This window comes from Streptomyces sp. ICBB 8177 (assembly GCF_003144095.1).
Classification (GTDB): domain Bacteria; phylum Actinomycetota; class Actinomycetes; order Streptomycetales; family Streptomycetaceae; genus Streptantibioticus_D.
In genome coordinates, this window is the sequence record NZ_NSKH01000023.1 from 661,623 (window position 1) to 679,728 (window position 18,106).

Genomic DNA, 18,106 nt, shown 5'->3' on the forward strand with positions numbered 1-18,106 from the left:
CGCAGCACCGGAAGGGCACGCCAGTGAAGATCGCGCTCATGGACTCGGGCATCGGCCTGCTGGCCGCGGCCGCCGCGCTGCGGGCCGCGCGTCCCGACGTCGATCTCGTGCTGTCCAGCGACCCGGCCGGCATGCCCTGGGGCCCGCGTACCCCGCAGGACCTCACCGCCCGCGCGCTCGCCTGCGCCGAGGCCGCCGCCGCGCACCGCCCGGACGCGCTGGTCGTCGCCTGCAACACGGCCTCGGTGCACGCCCTGGAGGCGCTGCGCGCCCGTCTGGAGCCGTCCATTCCGGTGATCGGCACGGTGCCCGCCATCAAGCCCGCCGCCGTCGCGGGCGGCCCGGTGGCGATCTGGGCCACCCCGGCCACCACCGGCAGCCCCTACCAGCGGCGCCTGATCGCGGAGTTCGCCGACGGCGTCCAGGTCACCGAGGTGGCCTGCCCCGGCCTCGCCGACGCCCTGGAGCGCGCCGACGACGCGGCGATCGACGCGGCCGTGGCCGCCGCCGCCGAGCGCACCCCCGCCGACGTGCGCACCGTCGTCCTGGGCTGCACCCACTACGAGCTGATCGCCGACCGCATCCGCGCCGCCGTCCGGCGCCCCGGCGCCCCGGCGGTCGCGCTGCACGGCTCGGCGGCCGCGGTCGCCGCCCAGGCCCTGCGCCGCACCGGCGCCGACGCCCGGCCCGACGCGGAGCCGACCGGGGGCCTGACCGTCCTGCTCGGCGGTGAGCCCGGCGAACTGCCCGCCGCCGCCCTGGCCTACCCGCAGGGCCGCGCGCTGGCGGGCCCGCAGGCGTCCGTCGCGGCCGAGGCGCGCTGAGCGCCCCGGGGGCGACGCCCGCCGCGGTGCACCCGGCCGCCGCACACCGAGTGCCGCCGGGTGGTCCCGCGAGTACGCTCCCAGGCATGGAGGACTCCAGCGGCGGCCCCCGCGACGCGGTGGGCGCGACGACACCTGTGTCCGCGGCCGAGGTGTGGACCGGACGCGCCAGCAATCGCGCGCAGTGGCTTCTGGCCGTCGCCGGGGCCGGATGCCTGGCGCTCGGCATCGAACTGGCCGTCGACTCGTCCTGGGCCTCCGGGCTCACCGCACTGGTGATGTCGGTCGTCGGCTGCCTGGCCGCGGGTGTCCTGGTGCTCTTCGGAACCCTCGCCTTCACCCATGTGCGGGTACGCGTCGACGGCGACTGCGTCGAGGTGCGTTGCGGCCACATCGGGGTGCCGCGCCGCCGCATCCCGCTGGACCAGGTGGACTCCGCGCGGCTCGCGCCGTGGATCAGCCCGCGCAACTGGGGCGGCTGGGGCTACCGGTGGCGGCCGGAGATGGGCACCGCCGTCATCGTCCGGCGCGGCCCCGGCCTCGTGGTGGACCTGGGTGGCGGACGGCTGTTCACGGTGACCGTGGACGACCCGGAAGGCGCGGTACGGGCGATCCGCGACCGGCTGCGCGCCACGGGAACCCGCGGAGCGCGACGGGCGCTCGGCGACGTGTGAGGCGCGACCGGGTTCCAGGCGTGAGGTGAGCGGCCGCGACCGCCGCTCCGGCGAGGCGCCCGGCGGGGGGTCGTAGGGTCGGCGTGTGGCGATTCCCGAATTTCTGCGCGACCTGCGGGAGACCGTGGGCCAACGCCTGCTGTGCCTGCCCGGCGTCAACGCGGTCGTTCTCGACGACCAGCAACGGGTGCTCCTGGTGCGCCGCTCCGACGACGGCCGGTGGACCATCGTCGGCGGCATACCGGAGCCGGGCGAGCAGCCGGCGCAGGCCATGGTCCGCGAGATCCACGAGGAGACCGCCGTGCGCGCGGTGGTCGAGCGGGTGGTGGCGGTCTACGCCGAGCCGCCCATCACCTATCCGCACGGCGACCAGGTGCAGTTCATGTCGACCACTTTCCGCTGCCGCGCGGTCGGCGGCGAGGCGCGGGTGAACGACGACGAGTCCACCGAGGTCGGCTGGTTCGCCCTGGACGAGCTGCCGCCGCTGAGCGCCCAGTGCGTGGCGCGCATCAAGCTGGCGCTCGCCGGCGGCCCGACATGGTTCGAGGAACCCTCGCTGCCGCCCGGGTGATCAGCCGCCCGCCCGGGCTCCCGCCCCGCCCCCGAGCGGCCTACGCTGCCGTCATGACCCCTGACCGGCGCAGCCCGTACGCACCGCACTCCGTCGACCTCGACCTCGGCGGGCGCGCCGCCGTGGTCACCGGCGCCGCCTCCGGCATCGGCCGGGCCTGCGCGCTGCGGCTCGCCGCCGCCGGGGCCGAGGTGCGGGCGGCCGACCGAGACGCGGACGGCCTGGCCACGCTCGCCGACGAGGCCGCGGAGCTGGACGGAACGCTCCTGCCGGTCACCGTGGACCTCACCGACCTCGACGCCGCGGAGCGCACCGGCGCCGGCGCCGACGTCCTGGTGAACAACGCGGGCGTCCAACTGGTGCGCCCGATCGAGCAGTTCCCGCCCGAGACGTTCTCGCTGATCCTGCGGCTCATGCTGGAAGCGCCGTTCCGCCTGGTGCGCGGGGCGCTGCCGGGGATGTACGAGCGCGGCTGGGGCCGGGTGGTGAACGTCTCCTCCGTGCACGGGCTGGTCGCCTCCCCGTACAAGTCGGCCTACGTCGCCGCCAAGCACGGCCTCGAAGGGCTCTCCAAGGTCATCGCCCTGGAAGGCGCGGAGCACGGCGTGACCTCCAACTGCGTCAACCCCGCCTACGTGCGCACCCCGCTGGTGGAGAAGCAGATCGCCGACCAGGCCGAGGTGCACGGCATCGCCCCGGAGCGCGTGGTGTCCGAGGTGATGCTCGCCGAGGCCGCGGTCAAGCGGCTGGTGGAACCGGAGGAGGTCGCCGAGCTGGTCGCCTACCTGTGTGCCCCGCACTCCTCGTTCGTCACCGGCGCCTCCCTCACGCTGGACGGCGGCTGGACCGCGCGCTGAGCCGCGGCTTCCCGGCGGTCAGGTCTTCCGGTACGAGTACGCGTCCGACGCCGCCGAGGCCACCGCCTCCACGTCCGCCCCGGTCGAGGCGGTCACCACGGCGGCCACCGCGCCCTCCACGAACGGGGCGTCCACCAGCCGCGCCCCGGAGGGAAGTTCGTCGTCCTCCAGCAGCGCCTTGACGGTCAGCACCGCGCTGCCCAGGTCGGCGATGAGCACGACGCCCGACCCCGCGTCGACCTGCCGCGCGGCCTGCGTGATCAGCTCGGAACTGGTGCCGATCCGACCGTCCGCCGTGCCGCCCGCCGCGCGGATCGCCACCGACGCGGTGCCGCCCGCGAGCTGCACCGCCATCGCGGCCACCGACTCGGCGACCGGGGCGCTGTGCGAGACCAGCACCACCCCGACCCCGCCGGGCGCGCCGTCCGCGTCGCCGCCGTCCCGGGCGCTCACGCCGTACCGCCCTCGGCCGCCTCGGCCAGCGCGGTGACCAGCAGCGCCGACGAGGTCGCCCCCGGATCCTGGTGACCGACGCTGCGTTCGCCGAGGTAGCTGGCGCGGCCCTTGCGCGCGAGCATCGGTACCGTCGCCTCGGCCCCCTCGTCGGCCGCGATCCTGGCCGCCCCCAGCGCCGCCACCAGCCCGGCACCGGAGTCCAGCGAGAACCCCATGGCGTCGACCGCAGGGAAGAGCGCGTCCAGCATCGTCTTGTCGCCCGCCGACGCACCGCCCAGCCGCGCGACACCCTCCAGGCCGGCACGCAGCGCGGCGCACAACTCCTCCGGCGTCGCGGTCTCCGCGTCGCCCAGCTGCTTGCCCGCCCCGCGCAGCAGCGTCCCGTACAGCGGCCCCGACGCGCCGCCGACCGAACCGATCAACTGGCGGCCGACCAGCGCCAGGACCCGGCCGGGGGTGCCGGGCGGGTCCTTCTCCACGGCGGCCGACGCGGCGTTGAAGCCGCGCCGCAGGTTCGTGCCGTGGTCGGCGTCACCGATCGCGGAGTCCAGCTCGGTGAGCCGGTCCGCCTCACGCTCGACGGCCGCGGTGGCCAGGGCGAGCCAGCGGCGGGCGTACGCGGCGTCGACCACCGGATCGGTAGCGCCGGACGCGGGTGCGGATGCGTTCATGGGGGTGGCGTTCCTCCTCGTACGACGAACAACGATGAATCACGACGAATGCGGCAACTCGGGTCACACCGGACGGCTGCCGGTCGGGACGGCCGGGTCAGCAGCCCCAGCGCAGGCCCGGGGTGCGCACCGGCGCGTCCCACAGGCGCAGCAACTCGTCGTCCACCCGGCACAGGGTGAGCGAGCAGCCCGCCATGTCCAGCGAGGTGACGTAGTTGCCGACCAGGGTCCGCACCACCGGCACCCTCCGCTCGCCGAGCGCACGGTGCACCTCGGCGTTGAAGCCGTACAGCTCCAGCAGCGGGGTACCGCCCATGCCGTTGACCAGCGCCAGCACCGGGCCGTCCGGGCGCAGGTCCTCCACCACCGCGTCGACGGCGGCGTCGGCGATCTCGCGGGAGGTCATCATGGCGCGCCGCTCGCGGCCCGGCTCGCCGTGGATGCCGATGCCCAGCTCCAGCTCGCCCGGGGGCAGGTCGAAGGTGGGCGTGCCCTTGGCGGGGGTGGTGCAGGCGCTGAGCGCGACGCCGAAGCTGCGGGAGTTGTCGTTCACCTGACGGGCGATCGCGGCCACCCGGTCCAGCGGGGCGCCCTCCTCGGCGGCGGCGCCGGCCAGCTTCTCCACGAACAGCGTGCCGCCGGTGCCCCGGCGGCCCGCGGTGTAGAGGCTGTCGGTGACCGCGACGTCGTCGTTGACGAGCACCGTGGTGACCTGCACGCCCTCGTCACCGGCGAGTTCGGCGGCCATCTCGAAGTTGAGCACGTCGCCCGTGTAGTTCTTGATGATGAACAGCACGCCCGCACCGCTGTCCACGGCCGCCGCGGCGCGCGCCATCTGGTCGGGCACGGGAGAGGTGAACACCTCGCCGGGACAGGCCGCGTCCAGCATGCCGGGCCCGACGAAGCCGCCGTGCAGCGGCTCGTGGCCGCTGCCGCCGCCCGACACCAGGCCGACCTTGCCCGCGACGGGCGCGTCGCGCCGCACCACGACCCGGTTGTCGACGTCCACGTTCAGATCGGGATGGGCGGCAGCCAGTCCGCGCAGTCCATCGGCGACCACGGTCTCCGGCACATTGATCAACATCTTCATGTGATCCTCCACGCGGCTGTGAGGAGCGGCCATAGCCGGCTCCCCTCCAGCCTAGAGCCCCGGGCCCGGGTCGGCCCCGTCAACCAAGCTCCCGCGCAGGCCGGCGCCCCTGTGCGACCGCCCGGGCACCCAGGGTGGCTCCGGGGCCCGGCGGCGTCCCCCCTCGCGCCCGGTGGGGTATGTCCCGCAGCGGCCTCGGCAGGACCGGGGCGCGCCACTACCGTGGGGAGCGCGGCGCTTCGAGGGAGGCCCCCATGCGTGACGCGGACCCCGGCCTGTTCGGACCGGACTCGGTGACGTGGCAGCTGCACGGCGATCCCATGATGTGGGTGGCGGGGGTGCGCGCCCTGTACCTCCAGGCGCTGCACCCGCGCGCGGTCCGCGGCGTCCTGCAGAACTCCGACTTTCGCGCCGACCCCTGGGGACGGCTGATGCGGACCGCCGACTACGTGGGCGTCATCACGTACGGCACGACGCTCCAGGCCGAGCGCGCCGCCGCCCGCATCCGGGGCGTCCACCGCAGGCTGACCGGCACCGATCCGGACACCGGCGCGCGCTTCGCGGTGGACGCGCCGGACCTGCTGCTGTGGGTGCACTGCGCGGAGATCGACTCCTACCTCGACGTCGCGCGGCGCTCAGGCTTCCCGCTCACGCCCGGCCAGGCCGACACCTACGTCGCGGAACAGCGGGAGGCGGCCCGCCTGGTGGGCCTCGACCCGGCCGACGTGCCGGGCGACACCGGGCAACTGGCCGCCTACTTCGACAAGGTGCGGTCCGAACTCGACGCGACCCGCGAGGCGTTCGAGGTCTTCGCCTTCATCCAGTCGCCGCCGGTACGGGCTCTCCTCGCCCCGGCCCGCGACGTCCTGTGGCGCCGGGCCGCCCTGCTCGCCTACGACAGCCTGCCGCCGTTCGCCCGCGAGTTGTACGGCCGCCCCGCCCCCGCCGAGGCGGCGGTGGACCGAGCACTGCGCGCCACCGGCGCCGGACTGCGGGCGATCCCCGCCGCGTTGCGCTGGCAACTGCCGCCCGCCCGCATCGTCAAGGCGGTCGGACGGCTGGGCCCCGGCACCCACCCCTCCGCGTACCGGCTGCGCCAGGGGCGTACGGTGACGCGGCCCGCGCCCTGACGCGCCGTGCCGGTCGGACGGGTGCCCGGGCCATACTGGAACGCGCGGGTGGGGACCGACCGGACGGGAGCGACGGTTCGCGATGGGGGAGCACCGGCTGATCCGGGGGCGCTACCTGCTGATCGAGCGGATCGGCCGGGGCGGCATGGGCGAGGTGTGGCGCGGCCGCGACGAGGAACTGGGCCGCCGGGTGGCGGTCAAGTGCCTGCGCTCGGGCACCGGCGGCGACACGCGGCGGGCACAGGTGATGCGGGAGCGGTTCCGGCGTGAGGCCAGGGTCGCGGCGAGCCTTCAGCACCGGGGCATCACCGTGGTGCACGACTTCGGCGCCGACGACGGACTGCTCTACCTCGTCATGGAACTGCTCGACGGCCGCAACCTCGCCCAGGTGCTGCGCGACGGCCGGCGCGCCCCGCTGCCGCTGCCCGAACTGCTGGACGTCGCCGAGCAGGTGGCGGCGGCCCTCGCGTACACCCACGCGCAAGGGGTCGTCCACCGCGACCTCAAGCCCGCCAACATCGTGCGCTCCGGCGACGGCACCGTGAAGATCTGCGACTTCGGCATCGCCCGGCTCGGCCGCGACATCGGCTTCACCTCCCAACTCACCGGCACCGGCGTGGCCATGGGCACCCCGCACTACATGTCGCCCGAGCAGATCGCGGGCACCGAGGTGGACCACCGGGGCGACCTGTACTCCTTCGGCTGCGTCCTGTACGAACTGGCCACCGGCAGGCCGCCGTTCGACTTCGACGACGCGTGGGCGGTCATCGTGCGGCACCGGGACACCCCGCCCGAGCCCCCGCGCCTGCTGCGCCCCGACCTGCCCGACGCACTCGACCGGCTGATCCTGGACCTGCTGGCCAAGTCCCCCGACGACCGTCCGCGCGACGCGGCGGCGGTGGTCGGACGGCTGGCCCTGGCGCGGGCCGGCGCGTCCCGGCTGCCGATGTGGGCCCGGGAGATGACGGCGGGCCCCCGCGCCCGGGAACCCGGCAGCCGCAGGCGGCGGCCCGTGGGCCGTTCCACCCCGCCCGCCGGCTCGCCGCCGGTCATCCACGCGCTCGCCGACGCGGGACGCAGACTCGGCCCCTCCCACCCGGAGACCCGCGGTCATCGCGACCGCCTGCTGGGCGAGTTGCCGCCGTTCTACGCGTACTACGTGGAGTACGTCATGAGACACGGCACTGAGCCGCCGGCCCCCGCGTACGGGGAGCGGCGCGCGGAGCGAGTCCTCGCCCCGCGCGCCCAGGTGACGTGAGCGGTCCTGATCGTCACGGCGGGGGTACGAGGGGAGCCAACGCGGCGGGCGGCGCCGCGCCGGCGGCGGTCGAGCCGAGCCGTCCTGTTCCCCAACGCCCTGCCGTGAGCGTGTCCGAGATCGGATGGTGACGACCGATCCGAGCGGCTTCGGACCAGGGGTGACCAAGTGCCGCCAACGCGTGCCGGAGGTGCTCGGTCACGCTTACGGGTTGTCCCCCGCGGCCCGCGGGCCGCGGCTGATGGGGGCCGGGCGGTCGGGGCGCCGGGTGCTCCGCGCGGACGGGCTGTCGGGGGTGGTCCGGGCTCGCTAGGCTGGGCGGACGACAACGCCGGGAGGAGAGCGGACGTGGCCGAAAGCACCATCGGACAGCCCGTGGCCAACGGGAAGAAACCGCAGCTCGATCTGACGGGAGCGGAGTGGCTGTCCAGCAGCCAGGGGACCGGCGACGTGCAGATCGCCTTCGTGGAGGGCTACATCGCGATGCGTGACGGCCGCCAGCCGGACGGCCCCGCGCTGATCTTCACCCCGGCCGAGTGGCGCGCCTTCGTCCTCGGCGCCCGCGACGGCGAGTTCGACCTCACCTGACCCGCCCCACCTCCGGCAGCTCCCCTCCCACGGGGACGGCGAGCTGCCGGACGGACCCGGGCGACCGCATGGCCAGGACAGTTCGGCCGGGACGTGTCGCGAGTTCCCGGCTCATCGCTTCGCCGCCCTGCCCATCAGGTACGGGATCACCCGGTGGTGGACCGGGGCCACGGCCGCCCACACGTGGCGGGCGAAGGGGCGCTCGTAGCTGACCAGGGTCGCCCAGGTGACCGCGTCCGCGTCCACCAGTACGACGTTGCGCGCGCGGATCAGCGGTGAGGGCGCGCTGAGGGTGAACGGGTTCCTGGCCGTGACGCGCCAGCCCAGTACGTGGCCGGGCGAGCCCGAGGGGCCAAGCCGCAGGCGCAGTCCCAGTCGCCAGCCGGTCGTCATGAGCCACCGCATCACCGCGGGAGCCCTCCTCGAAGACCGCACGGGCCCACTGCTCGGCGGAGCGCGAGTCCCCGGGCGCGACCGGCACGGTGAACGCCGAACCGTACTGCGGCGGGGCACCGTCCTCCTCGGTCACGAGGGCCGTCAGGTCACGCGGAACGACCGTGCGGCGGGCGCGGGGAAGGCGGCTCATGGGGCGCCTCCCGGGACAGGCCGAACGCGGAAGGTCCGCGGCGGCAACCGGCAAGCGCCGAGGCCGAGTTCGGGCCGGCCCGCGACGCAGGTTCACGTGTCACCTCTATGATCGCCGCACGAGAGCGCCTGTCGTTCCGGGCGGGCGGCGGACTGCGGCAAGGCCGCCACCGCGGCGTCGTGACCGTTCGGACCCGGGCCGCGGCCGGGCGCGGGGGACCGTACGATATGCGCATGTCCTTCCTCCGCCGCCGCAGCGCAGCCACGCCGACCGGTCCGGACTTCGACGTCCTGGCCATGGATCCGGGCGACTGGCCGGGGAACCTGGGCGCCGGACTGATCCCCGGTCCCGACGGCAGCTGCCAGGGCATCTTCCTGCGCTACGACCTGTTCGGCGGCCGTGGCCCCGCGATGCTGATCGGCAACCTCCCCGAGGGCTCGCCGGCCCGCGAACCGGGCGAGGGCGAGGTGCCGTTCGAGGTGGCGCAGCTGCTGCTGGCCCTCGGCAACGACGAGCCGGTGCACGAGGTGGAGCGCGAGGACATCCCGGTCATGCACGGCGACGGCCTGCTGATCGTCCGCCGCATCAAGGTCAGCGAGGGCCGCGTCGCCTGCGCCCAGTTCGACCGCGACGACGGCGTCCAGGTGACCATCGCCACCTGGGACCGGCCGATCACCGACGACCTGTACCAGCTGCTCAAGCCGCTCCCGGCGGAGATGTTCCAGCAGGGCTGAGCCCCCGTGCGTCAGCGTCGCGCGCCGGACGGGCCGACCGTCACGTCGTCCGCCTCGACGAAGGCGACACGGTGGCCGAACTGGATCTCGTAGTACGTCTGCGAGCCCTTCACCCAGCGCTGCCCGGTCCGGTCGAAGGTGCGCGAGTAGAAGAACTCCCCGCGGGTGCGGCCGCCGACCGCGTACGCCTGCCCTGCGGGGATGCCGTACGGGAGCGGGGTGAGCGGCTGCACCGGCACGCCCTTCGGGTACGCGGAGGCCTCCGGGTAGGCCCGGCCGTAGACCGGGATCGCGGCGAGGCCAGGACGCGGGGTGACCACGAGGCCGCGCGCGTTGAGGGCGGTCGGCGCCGACGCCGGGTCGTGGAACCACGCCTTCTGCCCCAGGTACCAGATCGCCGTCCAGTCGCCTTGCCGACCGGCGACCGCGAACCGCTGACCCGTCGAGGCCCGCGCGCCGGTGTCGTTGACCCCGGTCGTGGTCACGGCGTCCGGGTGCAGACCGGGGTCAGTGACCAGCGCGGCCCGCTCGCTCGGCGCCGTGTACAGCCGCACCGCGTCGGAGCCGTGCGCGGCGCAGGACGCGCCCGGCGTGACGCAGCCGGTGTACGAGGGGCGGTTGCCGGAGTAGGGCGGGTCGATGGTGACCAGGCCGCCGTTCCGGCCGGGCGCCGCCGTGAACGGCGCGCCCAGCAGTTCGAAGTAGTGCGCCCAGTCCCAGTACGGCCCGGGGTCGGTGTGCATCGCCGCCACCGTCGCGGGTGTCATCGCGGGCACGTTGTCGTGGCCGAGGATGTGCTGCCGGTCCAGCGGCACGTGGTAGCGCGCCGACAGGTAGCGCACCAGCCGGGCCGACGCGCGGTACATCGCCTCGGTGTACCAGGAGCCCGGATCGGCGAGGAAGCCCTCGTGCTCCACGCCGAGGGACTTGCTGTTGATGTACCAGTTGCCCGCGTGCCAGCCGACGTCCTTCGTGGCCATGTGCTGCGCGACGTGGCCGTCCGCCGCGCGCACGGTGTAGTGCCAGCCCAGGTACTCGGGGTCGCGGACGGTCTTGAGGGTCACCGCCCAGTCGCCCTCGGTGTCGTGGATGACGATGTAGTCGACCGAGGAGTCGGCGGGCCGGTCGGCCAGGTCGTGGTTGCCGTAGTCCGACGGCCCCGGGCCGTAGTGCGTGTACGGCGCGGGCACCCACTCGCAGGCCACCGTCGGCGGACACTCGGTGTGCCGGGTGTCGGCGGTGCGCAGGCCCAGCGCCCTCGCCTGCGCGGCGTCGGGCCGTTCCGAGGGGTCAGCGGCCAGCGTGACGCGCTGGCCGCTGTCGGTGGTGCGGGACATGCCCGTCCTGATCGTCTCGAAGACGTCGGCGGCGAAGTCGGCCGCGCTCGCGGTGTCGTCGGCCCCGCTGTAGCGGGCGACCGCGCCGAACCAGTCGGCCGGGTCGGCGCTCAGCGGACGGCCCAGGGCCCGCTGCGCCGCGGCCAGCAGGGCGGCGCCGCCCGCCACGTTGGCGGCGGGGTCGGTGCGCAGCCGCGGGGTGCTCAGCCCGGTCAGCGCGGCGGCCCGGGCCGCGGTCTCCAGCGCGGCCGGCGTCGTGCCCGGTGCCAGGGACGCGGGCAGCGCGCGGGGTTCGCCGGACTCGACGGCCTCCGGGGTCGGCACGGCACGGCCGTCCAGCGCGGTGGCCGCGTCGGTCAGGTGCATGGGGCCGTAGCCGCCGGTGACGCTCGGGTGGCCGCCGTGGGTGTCCCAGCGCGACTCCAGGTACGCCACCCCGAGCAGCACGGACAGCGGCACGTGATAGCGGGTGGCCGCCGAGGCGAACGCGCCCTGGAGCACGGCGGAGTCCGCTCGCGCGCCGACCGGGGCCGGCGGTCCGGACGCGGCGGCCTGCGGCGCGGTCGCCAGCACCGGGAGCGCCGTCGCGGCGGCGGTGACCGCGGCGACCAGCGGCAGGCGCGCGCGGCGCGGGGGACGGGGCGTGCGGGACGCGCAGATCGATCGCACAGCGGCCTCCGTGAGTGTGCCGGGTGGGGCGGGACGTGCGCGACCACAGAGGTACTGATTGCCTGACGCTACGTCAAACACCCGGAATATCGGCGTTTCCGCACGTCAGCGCCCGCCCCGCGCTCAACGGGTGCCCACCGCGGCGCGCACGGCGCGGCGTGCCATGCCGCAGTCGTCGTGCAGCCTGCGCAGCAGCAGCCGCTGCTCCTCGCCTGCCTCGATCGCGGCCGTGGTCACCGGTCCCGTGCCCTGGAGGGAGCGCTGGAGCGCCGTCTCGTACCGCCGGATCTCCCGCGTCAATACGATCATCAGATTCACCAGGAAGGCGTCACGCGCGGCCGGGCCGTCCTTCTGCGCCAGCTGGCTGATCTGCCGCCGCGCCAGCGGGTCCGCGCCCAGCACCGACCACAGCACGGCGAGGTCGTACCCCGGCAGGTACCAGCCCGCGGTCTCCCAGTCCACCAGCGCCGGGCCGGTCGGAGACAGCAGCACGTTGGACAGCAGCGCGTCGCCGTGACAGAACTGCAGCTCGCAGTGGCCGAGGATCTCGCCGCCCAGACCGCGCAGCAGCTTGCGCAGGTCGTCCCGGTCCCGGTCGGTGAAAAGGCCCAGCTGGTGGAAGCGGGAGATCTGCTCCGCGTACCGCAGCGGACGGCCGAAGACGCCGGGGGGCGGCTGCCACATGTTGATCCGGCACAGGGCGCCGAGCGCCGCCTTGATGTCCGCCCGGGGCGGCGCCTCCACCGGATGCCGGGGGACCGCCGCGACCCGTCCGGGCAGCCGTTCCAGCACCAGCGTGCAGGTCTCCGGGTCGGCCGCCACCAGACGCGGCACCCGGGTGGGCGGCCGGTGCCGGACGAAGGCCCGGTAGGCCGCTATTTCGTGCCGCAGGTTCTCCGCCCACACCGGGGAGTGGTCCAGCAGGCACTTGGCGACCGCGGGGGCACGGCCCGCCGCGCCCACCAGCAGGACCGACCGGCCGCTGCGCCGCAGCACCTGCGCGGGGCTGAACTCCGGACAGATCCGCTGCACGGCCGCGATCGCGGTGCGCAACTGCGCGCCCTGCGGGCCGGTCACGTCGAGCCTCCCGCTGAGCGGGTGCCCGGCGCCCGGCGGGGTGGCGCGCGGTCGCGGCACCGGGCGCCCGGCGGCCGCGGCGGGCGGCAGGGGCCGGCTCGCCCCGGCGGCGCGGCCCGCGTCCAGGAACGGTTCTGCGGGCAGCCCCCGGGGGCGGGCGATCAGGCCGGTGGCGCGGTGCGCGGCCGGCCGGGGAGGTGCGGACACGGAGGACGATGCTGAGTACATGGGTTGCTGACAGATCCCTTCGTGTGCCGGAGGTGCTTCTGGCTGGTACGCGGAGCGGCCCGGCGGGCCGCTCCGCGTACTCCCGGCCGGCCGGCGCGACCGGTACGACCGGCGGCCCCGGCCGGTGACCGCACCCTGGGGAATGCGGCCGCCGGCCGGAGCCGCCCGGTGTACCGGGCGCCCTTGTCCGCCGGCGGTCGGGGAGCCGACCGCCACCGGGCCGGGGTGGCGCGTTCCTACCTGACACCAGCGCGCGGGTGGCAGACCATCTGGCGAACCCTGGCGAACCCTGGCGAATGCTCGCGACGGCCGGATCAGGCCATTAGTGTCAACTCTGCCGAGGAACCTGGGGGCTTGACGTGACCAAGGAAGCCAACACCCGGCTCGCGGACCTGTTCGGCCTCACCGGCTGGTCCAAGGGCGAGCTGGCGAGGATGGTCAACCGGCAGGCGGCGGCCATGGGCCATCCGCAGCTGTCGACCGACACCTCACGGGTGCGCCGCTGGATCGAGACCGGCGAGACGCCGCGCGATCCCGTGCCCAAAGTGCTGGCCGCCCTGTTCACCGAGCGTCTCGGTCGTGTCGTGACCATCGAGGACCTCGGGTTCGGCCGGCGACGGCGAACGGCCAGGAAGCAGGCCGAGGACGGCCTGCCGTGGCCACCGGAGCGAACCGCCGCGGTCCTCACCGAATTCACGGGAATGGACCTCATGCTCAACCGACGCGGTCTGATGGGCGCGGGCGCCGCGCTCGCCGCCGGCTCCGCCCTCAGCTCTGCCATGTACGACTGGCTGCACTCCGACCCGGCCCTGGCGGCCGACGCCCCCGCCCTCGACGACCCCCTGCACCCGGCGAACGCCTCGGCCGCCGGATTCGACCGCTACGAGGCCGCGCCGGTGGGCTCCGACGAGATCGAGGCGCTGGAACACTCCGTCGAGGTCTTCCGCGCCTGGGACGCCTCCCGCGGCGGCGGCCTGCAACGCAAGGCGGTCGTCGGGCAGTTGAACGAGGTCGGCGGCATGCTCGCCTACCGCCACCCGGCGCACCTGCAACGCAGGCTGTGGGGCGTGGCCGCCAACCTGGCCGTGCTGGCGGGCTGGATGTCGCACGACGTCGGTCTGGAGCCCACCGCGCAGAAGTACTTCGTCATCGCCGCGCACGCGGCCAGGGAAGGCGGCGACCGGCCCCGCGCGGGCGAGGCGCTGTCCCGGGCCGCCCGGCAGATGATCCACCTGGGCCGCCCCGACGACGCGCTGGACCTGATGAAGCTGGCCAAGACCGGCTCGGGCGAGCAGACCCTGCCGCGTACCCGGGCGATGCTCCACACCATCGAGGCGTGGGCGCAGGCGTCCAAGGGCCGGGGGCAGGCCATGCGCCGCACGCTCGGCGAGGCGGAGGAGCTGTTCACCGCCGACAAGGGCGACGTGCCGCCGCCCAGTTGGATGCAGAACTTCGACGAGGCCGACCTGCACGGCATGCAGGCGCTCGCCTACCGCACCCTCGCCGAGCACGACCCGTCCGCCGCCGTCCCCGCCCAGCGGCACGCCCAACTCGCCCTACAGCTACGCAACTCGGGCCACGAGCGGTCGAAGATCTTCGACTACATCTCCATGGCGTCGGCCTGCTTCATCGCCGACGATCCCGAACAGGCCGACCGGTACGCCCGGTTGGCGCTGCTGACCATCGGCCAGACGTCGTCGCACCGCACCTGGGACCGGCTGCGCGAGATGTACCGGCTGACCGGGCGGTACGCGGAGTACAACGGCATCCAGGACCTGCGGGACGAGATCCGGCTGGCGCTGCCCAGGAAGGGGGCGACGCCGAACGCCGCGTCACGGCAGGTGTGACCGGGGGCGCCCGGCGGCGGCCACGGCACCGGGCGGGTGCCACGGCGCCGGCCGTCGCTACGCGATCCGCGCGACGAGCACGCACGCGTCGTCGTCGCGTTCAGGTGAGCCGAGTTCCTCGACGATGGCGCGCACGCAGTCCTGCGCGCTGCGGGCCTCGGCGAAACGGGGGGCCAGGGCCAGCAGCCGGTCGGTTCCGCAGACGTCGTCCCCGGCCCTGCGCGGCACCAGGCCGTCCGTGTGCAGCACCAGCAGATCACCGGCGTGCAACCGCTCCACCCGCTGTCCGTACGCGGCCCGTTGGGTCGCGCCCAGCAGCACCCCCTCCGGTGGCTCCAGGGCGCGGCCTGCACCGTCCCGGAACAGCAGCGGAGCGGGGTGCCCGGCCTGCGACCAGGTCAGCAGTCGTTCACCCGACTCGTAGCGGCAGCACAGCGCGCTGCCCAGGGCGGGCTGGGCCGAGCGGTCGATCAGCTGGTTGAGCCGGGCCAGCAAGGGGCCGGGCTCCAGGCCGGCGAGTGCCATGCCGCGCACCGCGCCCAGCATCATCGCCATCCCCGAAGTGGCGGCCACGCCGTGGCCGGTGAGATCGCCGACCGTCAACAGCGTGGTGCCGTCCGGGAGTTGCATGGCGTCGTACCAGTCGCCGCCGATCAGCGCGCTGGTGCCGCACGGCAGGTAGTGGGCGGCGAGGTCGAGGGCGGGCGCGGCGCCGGACGGCAGCAGTGCCGAGCCACGCCACGGCGGCAGCACGGCCTCCTGCAACTCGACCGCGAGCCGGTGTTCGGTGCGGGCGACCTGCTGCTCGCGGCGCAGTGAGGCACGGGTCTCGCGCACCGTGCGCTGGCTGCGGCGCAGTTCGCTGACGTCGCGCAGCACCGCCCACATCGAGGCGGTGGCGCCGTCCGCGTCCAGCACCGGTTCACCCACCATGTGCACCGTGCGCACCGAGCCGTCCGGGCGCACGATGCGGAACTCCCCGTCGAGCGGCCTGCCGTCGACCAGGCAGGCGGTGACCATCGCGGTCATCGCCTCCTGGTCCTCGGTGAACAGCCAGGACGGAAGCTCGTCCAGCGTCAGCGGACCGTCCTGCCGGGTCCGCCCGAAGATCCGGAACAGCTCGTCGGACCACTCCACCTCGTCGGTGAGCAGATTCCACTCCGCGCTGCCCGCCCGGCCCAGCGCACGCACACCGGAGGGCGCGGGCGGCGGCTGCTCCCCGGGCTCCGGGTAGGCCGCGCCCTCGGCCGCCTCGTCGTCCCGCAGGCCCTCCTTCAACTGGCCGAGGTGGTCGCCCAGATCGTCCAGGTGGTGCGCCGCCAGGTCGCACAGTGCCCGCTGCCAGCGCCCCAGCGCGTCGTCGCCCTCCCCGGCCGTCCCCGGCCGCGCGTCACGGCGTACGGCGTCGAGCTGGCCGCGGAGCCGGCGGGCCTGGGAGATGAGGGAGTCGACTCCGCCGGGGCGCGGCGCGGGCGCGGCGTGATCCTCATGCAGGTGGGACGGCATGACTGTCTCCGGAAGGTGCTCGGGCTCCGGCGCCCTGCGGGGGCGCGGGACGGCAATCGGGCCAGTGACGACTGTTGCACACAGCGCGATGGTCCGTAAGGGTTTCCGCGATACCCGTTCCGGTGGTGCTCCTGGCATATCCGGCCCCACGACGGCTCGAAGGCGACCCGGGGGAGGAGGACGCCAGGTTGACGCGGGGTTGACGCTCGCCGGACACGGAGAGCGACAGCCGGCGGGGGCGGAACCGGGCGCCCGGGCGTTTCATGGCGTTTCGCCGCCCGTCCGCGCGTTCGACGCTCACTCACGGCACCGGAGGCTCGGGGCGCCCTCGTACCCGCCCCGATGACCGCCGTACGCCCCCGCGTGGCCGGAGGACCACCGCCGGGGCGGCCACCAGCGGCTACGGCCGGTATGCTGCGGCGCGCTCGCGCACCCGCGTCGCGGAAGCGGTCCCAGGCCGCCGACGCCGACACCGCACGGCATACAGCCCGCGTCCAGCGGTAAGGATGCGGGAGTCGGCAGCGGAAATCCCGTTGCACCGTAACCCTCCGCACCGGATGCTGACCTCATGTTCGACCCAGACATAGCGCCCAGTGGCACCCTTCTCGGCCTCCTCCAGCGGGGGCGCGGGGACGGGACCCTGCACGCCCTCGCGGAACAGCGCGGCGAGGCACTCGCCGCGCTGGAGAGGTGCGTCCTGAGCGACCCCCGCCGCGACTGGCAGGTCGAGTCGCGGTCCTTGTACTACGCCCGCCTGTACTCCGAGCTCGAGGGCGGACTCGACGGGATCGAACAGCATCTCTTCCACCCCGATGACCTCCTGGACACCGACGAGCAGCGCACCGGCCTCGCCCTGTCCGTCCTGGGCCACCTCGCCGGGTACGGGCGCCGTGACGCGCTGCGGCTGCTGCGCGACTACGCGGCGCGCGGCGGCAACTGGGAGTGGGCGCTCGACGAGCTGGCGCTGCGGGCCGACGACGCGACCCTGCGCGCCCTGGCCCCCGCCGTCCTCGGCCGTTTCCCCGGGGACGCCGAGGGCGACGCCGCGTTGGCCAGGGCCGTGCGCGAGGCGTACGAGCCGCGGCCCTGGCGGCTGTGGGCCGAGGACCCGGTGCACGGCGAGCGCGTGCGGGCCGCCCGGGAACGCGGATCGTTCGACCGCTGGCAGCGGCAGATGCGCCCGGCCGGGCCCACGCCCGGCTGGAGCGTCCGCGACGTCCTGCGGTGGGCGCAGGAGGGACTCGACGGCCACCCCACGCAAGCCCGCGACGCCCCCGCCGCACGCTGCCTGGCCGCGGTGGCCGGGCCCGAGCACCGCGGCGAGCTGCTGGACGCCGCGCGCCGAGGCCCCGAGGCGGCCCGCGCCGCCGCCCTGCGCCACCTCGCCGACCGCCAGGATCCAGACGTCCTCGCGCTGATCGAGGCGGCGAGCGCCGATCCCTCTCCGGTGGTCGCCCGCGCCGCGCTGGAGTCGTTCTCCCGGATGCGCAGCGTCGCCGCCCTGGACCGCGCCCGAGCCTGGGCCGGACGCGACGACGACCTGGGCGCCGCCGCCGCCCGGATGCTCGCGCTCCTCGGCGGCCCCGAGGACACCGCCCGGGTGCTGTCCGCCCTGCGCCGCGCCGTGCGCACGCACGGCGCTGACGCCGACGGCCTCGACGTGCTGATCGAGGGCGTCGGCAGGCTGTCGATCGGCTGCGCAGCCCCGGTGCTGCGACACGTCTACCGCGAGACCGCCTCCTCCCACCTGCGCGGCTGCGCCGCCCGCGCGCTGGCCGCCACCGATCCGGCGTTCGCCCAGGGCTTCGCCATCGAGTGCCTGTGGGACTGCGAGGAGACCACCCGCGAACTCGCCGCCCGGCACGCCACCACCGGGGACGTGCGCGTCCTGGCGCGGCTGCGCAGCCTGGCCGCAGACCCGGCCGAGGAGGCCGAGGTGCAGACGGCGGTACGCGGCAGGCTCAGCACGCCGGAGCCGCTGACCTGAGGCGACCGGGCCGCCG

At 75.2% G+C, this 18,106-nt stretch carries 16 protein-coding genes and 1 pseudogene; 10 read left to right on the plus strand and 7 right to left on the minus strand.

Annotated elements, in window-relative coordinates; translation table 11 throughout:
• The first annotated feature begins 23 nt into the window (after positions 1-23).
• From CK485_RS23355 to CK485_RS23370, 4 genes are all read left to right on the plus strand, one after another.
• On the plus strand, positions 24-824 hold the full coding sequence (locus CK485_RS23355; RefSeq protein ID WP_109453822.1) for an aspartate/glutamate racemase family protein: 801 nt from the start codon (positions 24-26) through the stop codon (positions 822-824).
• Between the two features lie 86 nt (positions 825-910).
• Entirely contained in the window at positions 911-1,498 is a 588-nt protein-coding gene (locus CK485_RS23360; RefSeq protein ID WP_199239484.1) for a hypothetical protein, read from the plus strand.
• Between the two features lie 85 nt (positions 1,499-1,583).
• The gene (locus tag CK485_RS23365) at positions 1,584-2,069 is read left to right on the plus strand and encodes an NUDIX domain-containing protein (RefSeq protein ID WP_109453823.1); all 486 of its coding nucleotides are present in this window, start codon (positions 1,584-1,586) and stop codon (positions 2,067-2,069) included.
• Positions 2,070-2,122: 53 nt separating this feature from the next.
• A complete protein-coding gene (locus tag CK485_RS23370) occupies positions 2,123-2,926 on the plus strand; it encodes a 3-hydroxybutyrate dehydrogenase (protein ID WP_109453824.1) in 804 nt (267 codons plus the stop codon).
• An 18-nt stretch (positions 2,927-2,944) separates the two neighbouring features.
• Here the strand turns inward: CK485_RS23370 and CK485_RS23375 are convergent, their stop codons facing one another.
• The 3 genes from CK485_RS23375 to dhaK all read right to left on the minus strand — a co-directional run bounded on the left by CK485_RS23375 (position 2,945) and on the right by dhaK (position 5,143).
• Positions 2,945-3,379, minus strand: a complete 435-nt coding sequence (locus tag CK485_RS23375; protein ID WP_109453825.1) for a PTS fructose transporter subunit IIA — start codon at positions 3,377-3,379, stop codon at positions 2,945-2,947.
• Positions 3,376-4,053, minus strand: a complete 678-nt coding sequence (gene dhaL / locus CK485_RS23380) for a dihydroxyacetone kinase subunit DhaL (protein WP_109453826.1) — start codon at positions 4,051-4,053, stop codon at positions 3,376-3,378. Before dhaL ends, CK485_RS23375 begins: the two co-directional genes overlap by 4 nt.
• 97 nt (positions 4,054-4,150) lie before the next feature.
• Positions 4,151-5,143 carry a dihydroxyacetone kinase subunit DhaK gene (gene dhaK, locus CK485_RS23385; RefSeq protein ID WP_109453827.1) on the minus strand — a complete coding sequence of 331 codons (993 nt, stop codon included), beginning with the start codon at positions 5,141-5,143 and terminating at the stop codon, positions 4,151-4,153.
• A gap of 254 nt (positions 5,144-5,397) precedes the next feature.
• Here dhaK and CK485_RS23390 point away from each other — a divergent pair, with 254 nt between their 5' ends.
• From CK485_RS23390 to CK485_RS23400, 3 genes and pseudogenes are all read left to right on the plus strand, one after another.
• Positions 5,398-6,273, plus strand: a complete 876-nt coding sequence (locus CK485_RS23390; RefSeq protein WP_109453828.1) for an oxygenase MpaB family protein — start codon at positions 5,398-5,400, stop codon at positions 6,271-6,273.
• Between the two features lie 82 nt (positions 6,274-6,355).
• A pseudogene (locus CK485_RS23395) lies at positions 6,356-7,255 on the plus strand (serine/threonine-protein kinase); the annotation flags it as partial.
• Between the two features lie 624 nt (positions 7,256-7,879).
• Positions 7,880-8,119 (plus strand): DUF397 domain-containing protein, encoded by a 240-nt coding sequence (locus CK485_RS23400; RefSeq protein WP_109453830.1) that lies wholly within the window; start codon positions 7,880-7,882, stop codon positions 8,117-8,119.
• Positions 8,120-8,230: 111 nt separating this feature from the next.
• Here the strand turns inward: CK485_RS23400 and CK485_RS23405 are convergent, their stop codons facing one another.
• The gene (locus CK485_RS23405) at positions 8,231-8,524 is read right to left on the minus strand and encodes a hypothetical protein (protein WP_109453831.1); all 294 of its coding nucleotides are present in this window, start codon (positions 8,522-8,524) and stop codon (positions 8,231-8,233) included.
• A 414-nt stretch (positions 8,525-8,938) separates the two neighbouring features.
• On the opposite strand from CK485_RS23405, the gene CK485_RS23410 reads away from it, so the two are divergent.
• Positions 8,939-9,439: a hypothetical protein gene (locus tag CK485_RS23410; RefSeq protein WP_109454368.1), complete on the plus strand. Its 501-nt coding sequence runs from the start codon at positions 8,939-8,941 to the stop codon at positions 9,437-9,439.
• An 11-nt stretch (positions 9,440-9,450) separates the two neighbouring features.
• Here the strand turns inward: CK485_RS23410 and CK485_RS23415 are convergent, their stop codons facing one another.
• A complete protein-coding gene (locus CK485_RS23415; RefSeq protein WP_109454367.1) occupies positions 9,451-11,349 on the minus strand; it encodes a peptidoglycan recognition family protein in 1,899 nt (632 codons plus the stop codon).
• A gap of 219 nt (positions 11,350-11,568) precedes the next feature.
• Entirely contained in the window at positions 11,569-12,750 is a 1,182-nt protein-coding gene (locus CK485_RS23420; protein WP_109453832.1) for an aminoglycoside phosphotransferase family protein, read from the minus strand.
• A gap of 359 nt (positions 12,751-13,109) precedes the next feature.
• Between CK485_RS23420 and CK485_RS23425 the strand changes: the two genes are divergently transcribed.
• A complete protein-coding gene (locus CK485_RS23425; RefSeq protein WP_109453833.1) occupies positions 13,110-14,597 on the plus strand; it encodes a hypothetical protein in 1,488 nt (495 codons plus the stop codon).
• A 57-nt stretch (positions 14,598-14,654) separates the two neighbouring features.
• On the opposite strand, the gene CK485_RS23430 is transcribed toward CK485_RS23425, so the two are convergent.
• Positions 14,655-16,103 carry a SpoIIE family protein phosphatase gene (locus CK485_RS23430; protein WP_109453834.1) on the minus strand — a complete coding sequence of 483 codons (1,449 nt, stop codon included), beginning with the start codon at positions 16,101-16,103 and terminating at the stop codon, positions 14,655-14,657.
• 568 nt (positions 16,104-16,671) lie between these two features.
• On the opposite strand from CK485_RS23430, the gene CK485_RS23435 reads away from it, so the two are divergent.
• A complete protein-coding gene (locus tag CK485_RS23435; RefSeq protein WP_109453835.1) occupies positions 16,672-18,090 on the plus strand; it encodes a hypothetical protein in 1,419 nt (472 codons plus the stop codon).
• The last annotated feature ends 16 nt before the right edge of the window (positions 18,091-18,106 follow it).

Excerpts from the sequence above, each read along its gene's own strand:
- CK485_RS23410 (WP_109454368.1), top strand. The coding sequence starts at position 8,939 with ATGTCCTTCCTCCGCCGCCGCAGCGCAGCCACGCCGACCGGTCCGGAC.
- CK485_RS23370 (WP_109453824.1), top strand. The coding sequence starts at position 2,123 with ATGACCCCTGACCGGCGCAGCCCGTACGCACCGCACTCCGTCGACCTC.
- dhaL (WP_109453826.1), bottom strand. The coding sequence starts at position 4,053 with ATGAACGCATCCGCACCCGCGTCCGGCGCTACCGATCCGGTGGTCGAC.
- CK485_RS23360 (WP_199239484.1), top strand. The coding sequence starts at position 911 with ATGGAGGACTCCAGCGGCGGCCCCCGCGACGCGGTGGGCGCGACGACA.
- CK485_RS23435 (WP_109453835.1), top strand. The coding sequence starts at position 16,672 with ATGTTCGACCCAGACATAGCGCCCAGTGGCACCCTTCTCGGCCTCCTC.
- CK485_RS23390 (WP_109453828.1), top strand. The coding sequence starts at position 5,398 with ATGCGTGACGCGGACCCCGGCCTGTTCGGACCGGACTCGGTGACGTGG.
- CK485_RS23405 (WP_109453831.1), bottom strand. The coding sequence starts at position 8,524 with ATGCGGTGGCTCATGACGACCGGCTGGCGACTGGGACTGCGCCTGCGG.
- dhaK (WP_109453827.1), bottom strand. The coding sequence starts at position 5,143 with ATGAAGATGTTGATCAATGTGCCGGAGACCGTGGTCGCCGATGGACTG.
- CK485_RS23430 (WP_109453834.1), bottom strand. The coding sequence starts at position 16,103 with ATGCCGTCCCACCTGCATGAGGATCACGCCGCGCCCGCGCCGCGCCCC.
- CK485_RS23420 (WP_109453832.1), bottom strand. The coding sequence starts at position 12,750 with ATGTACTCAGCATCGTCCTCCGTGTCCGCACCTCCCCGGCCGGCCGCG.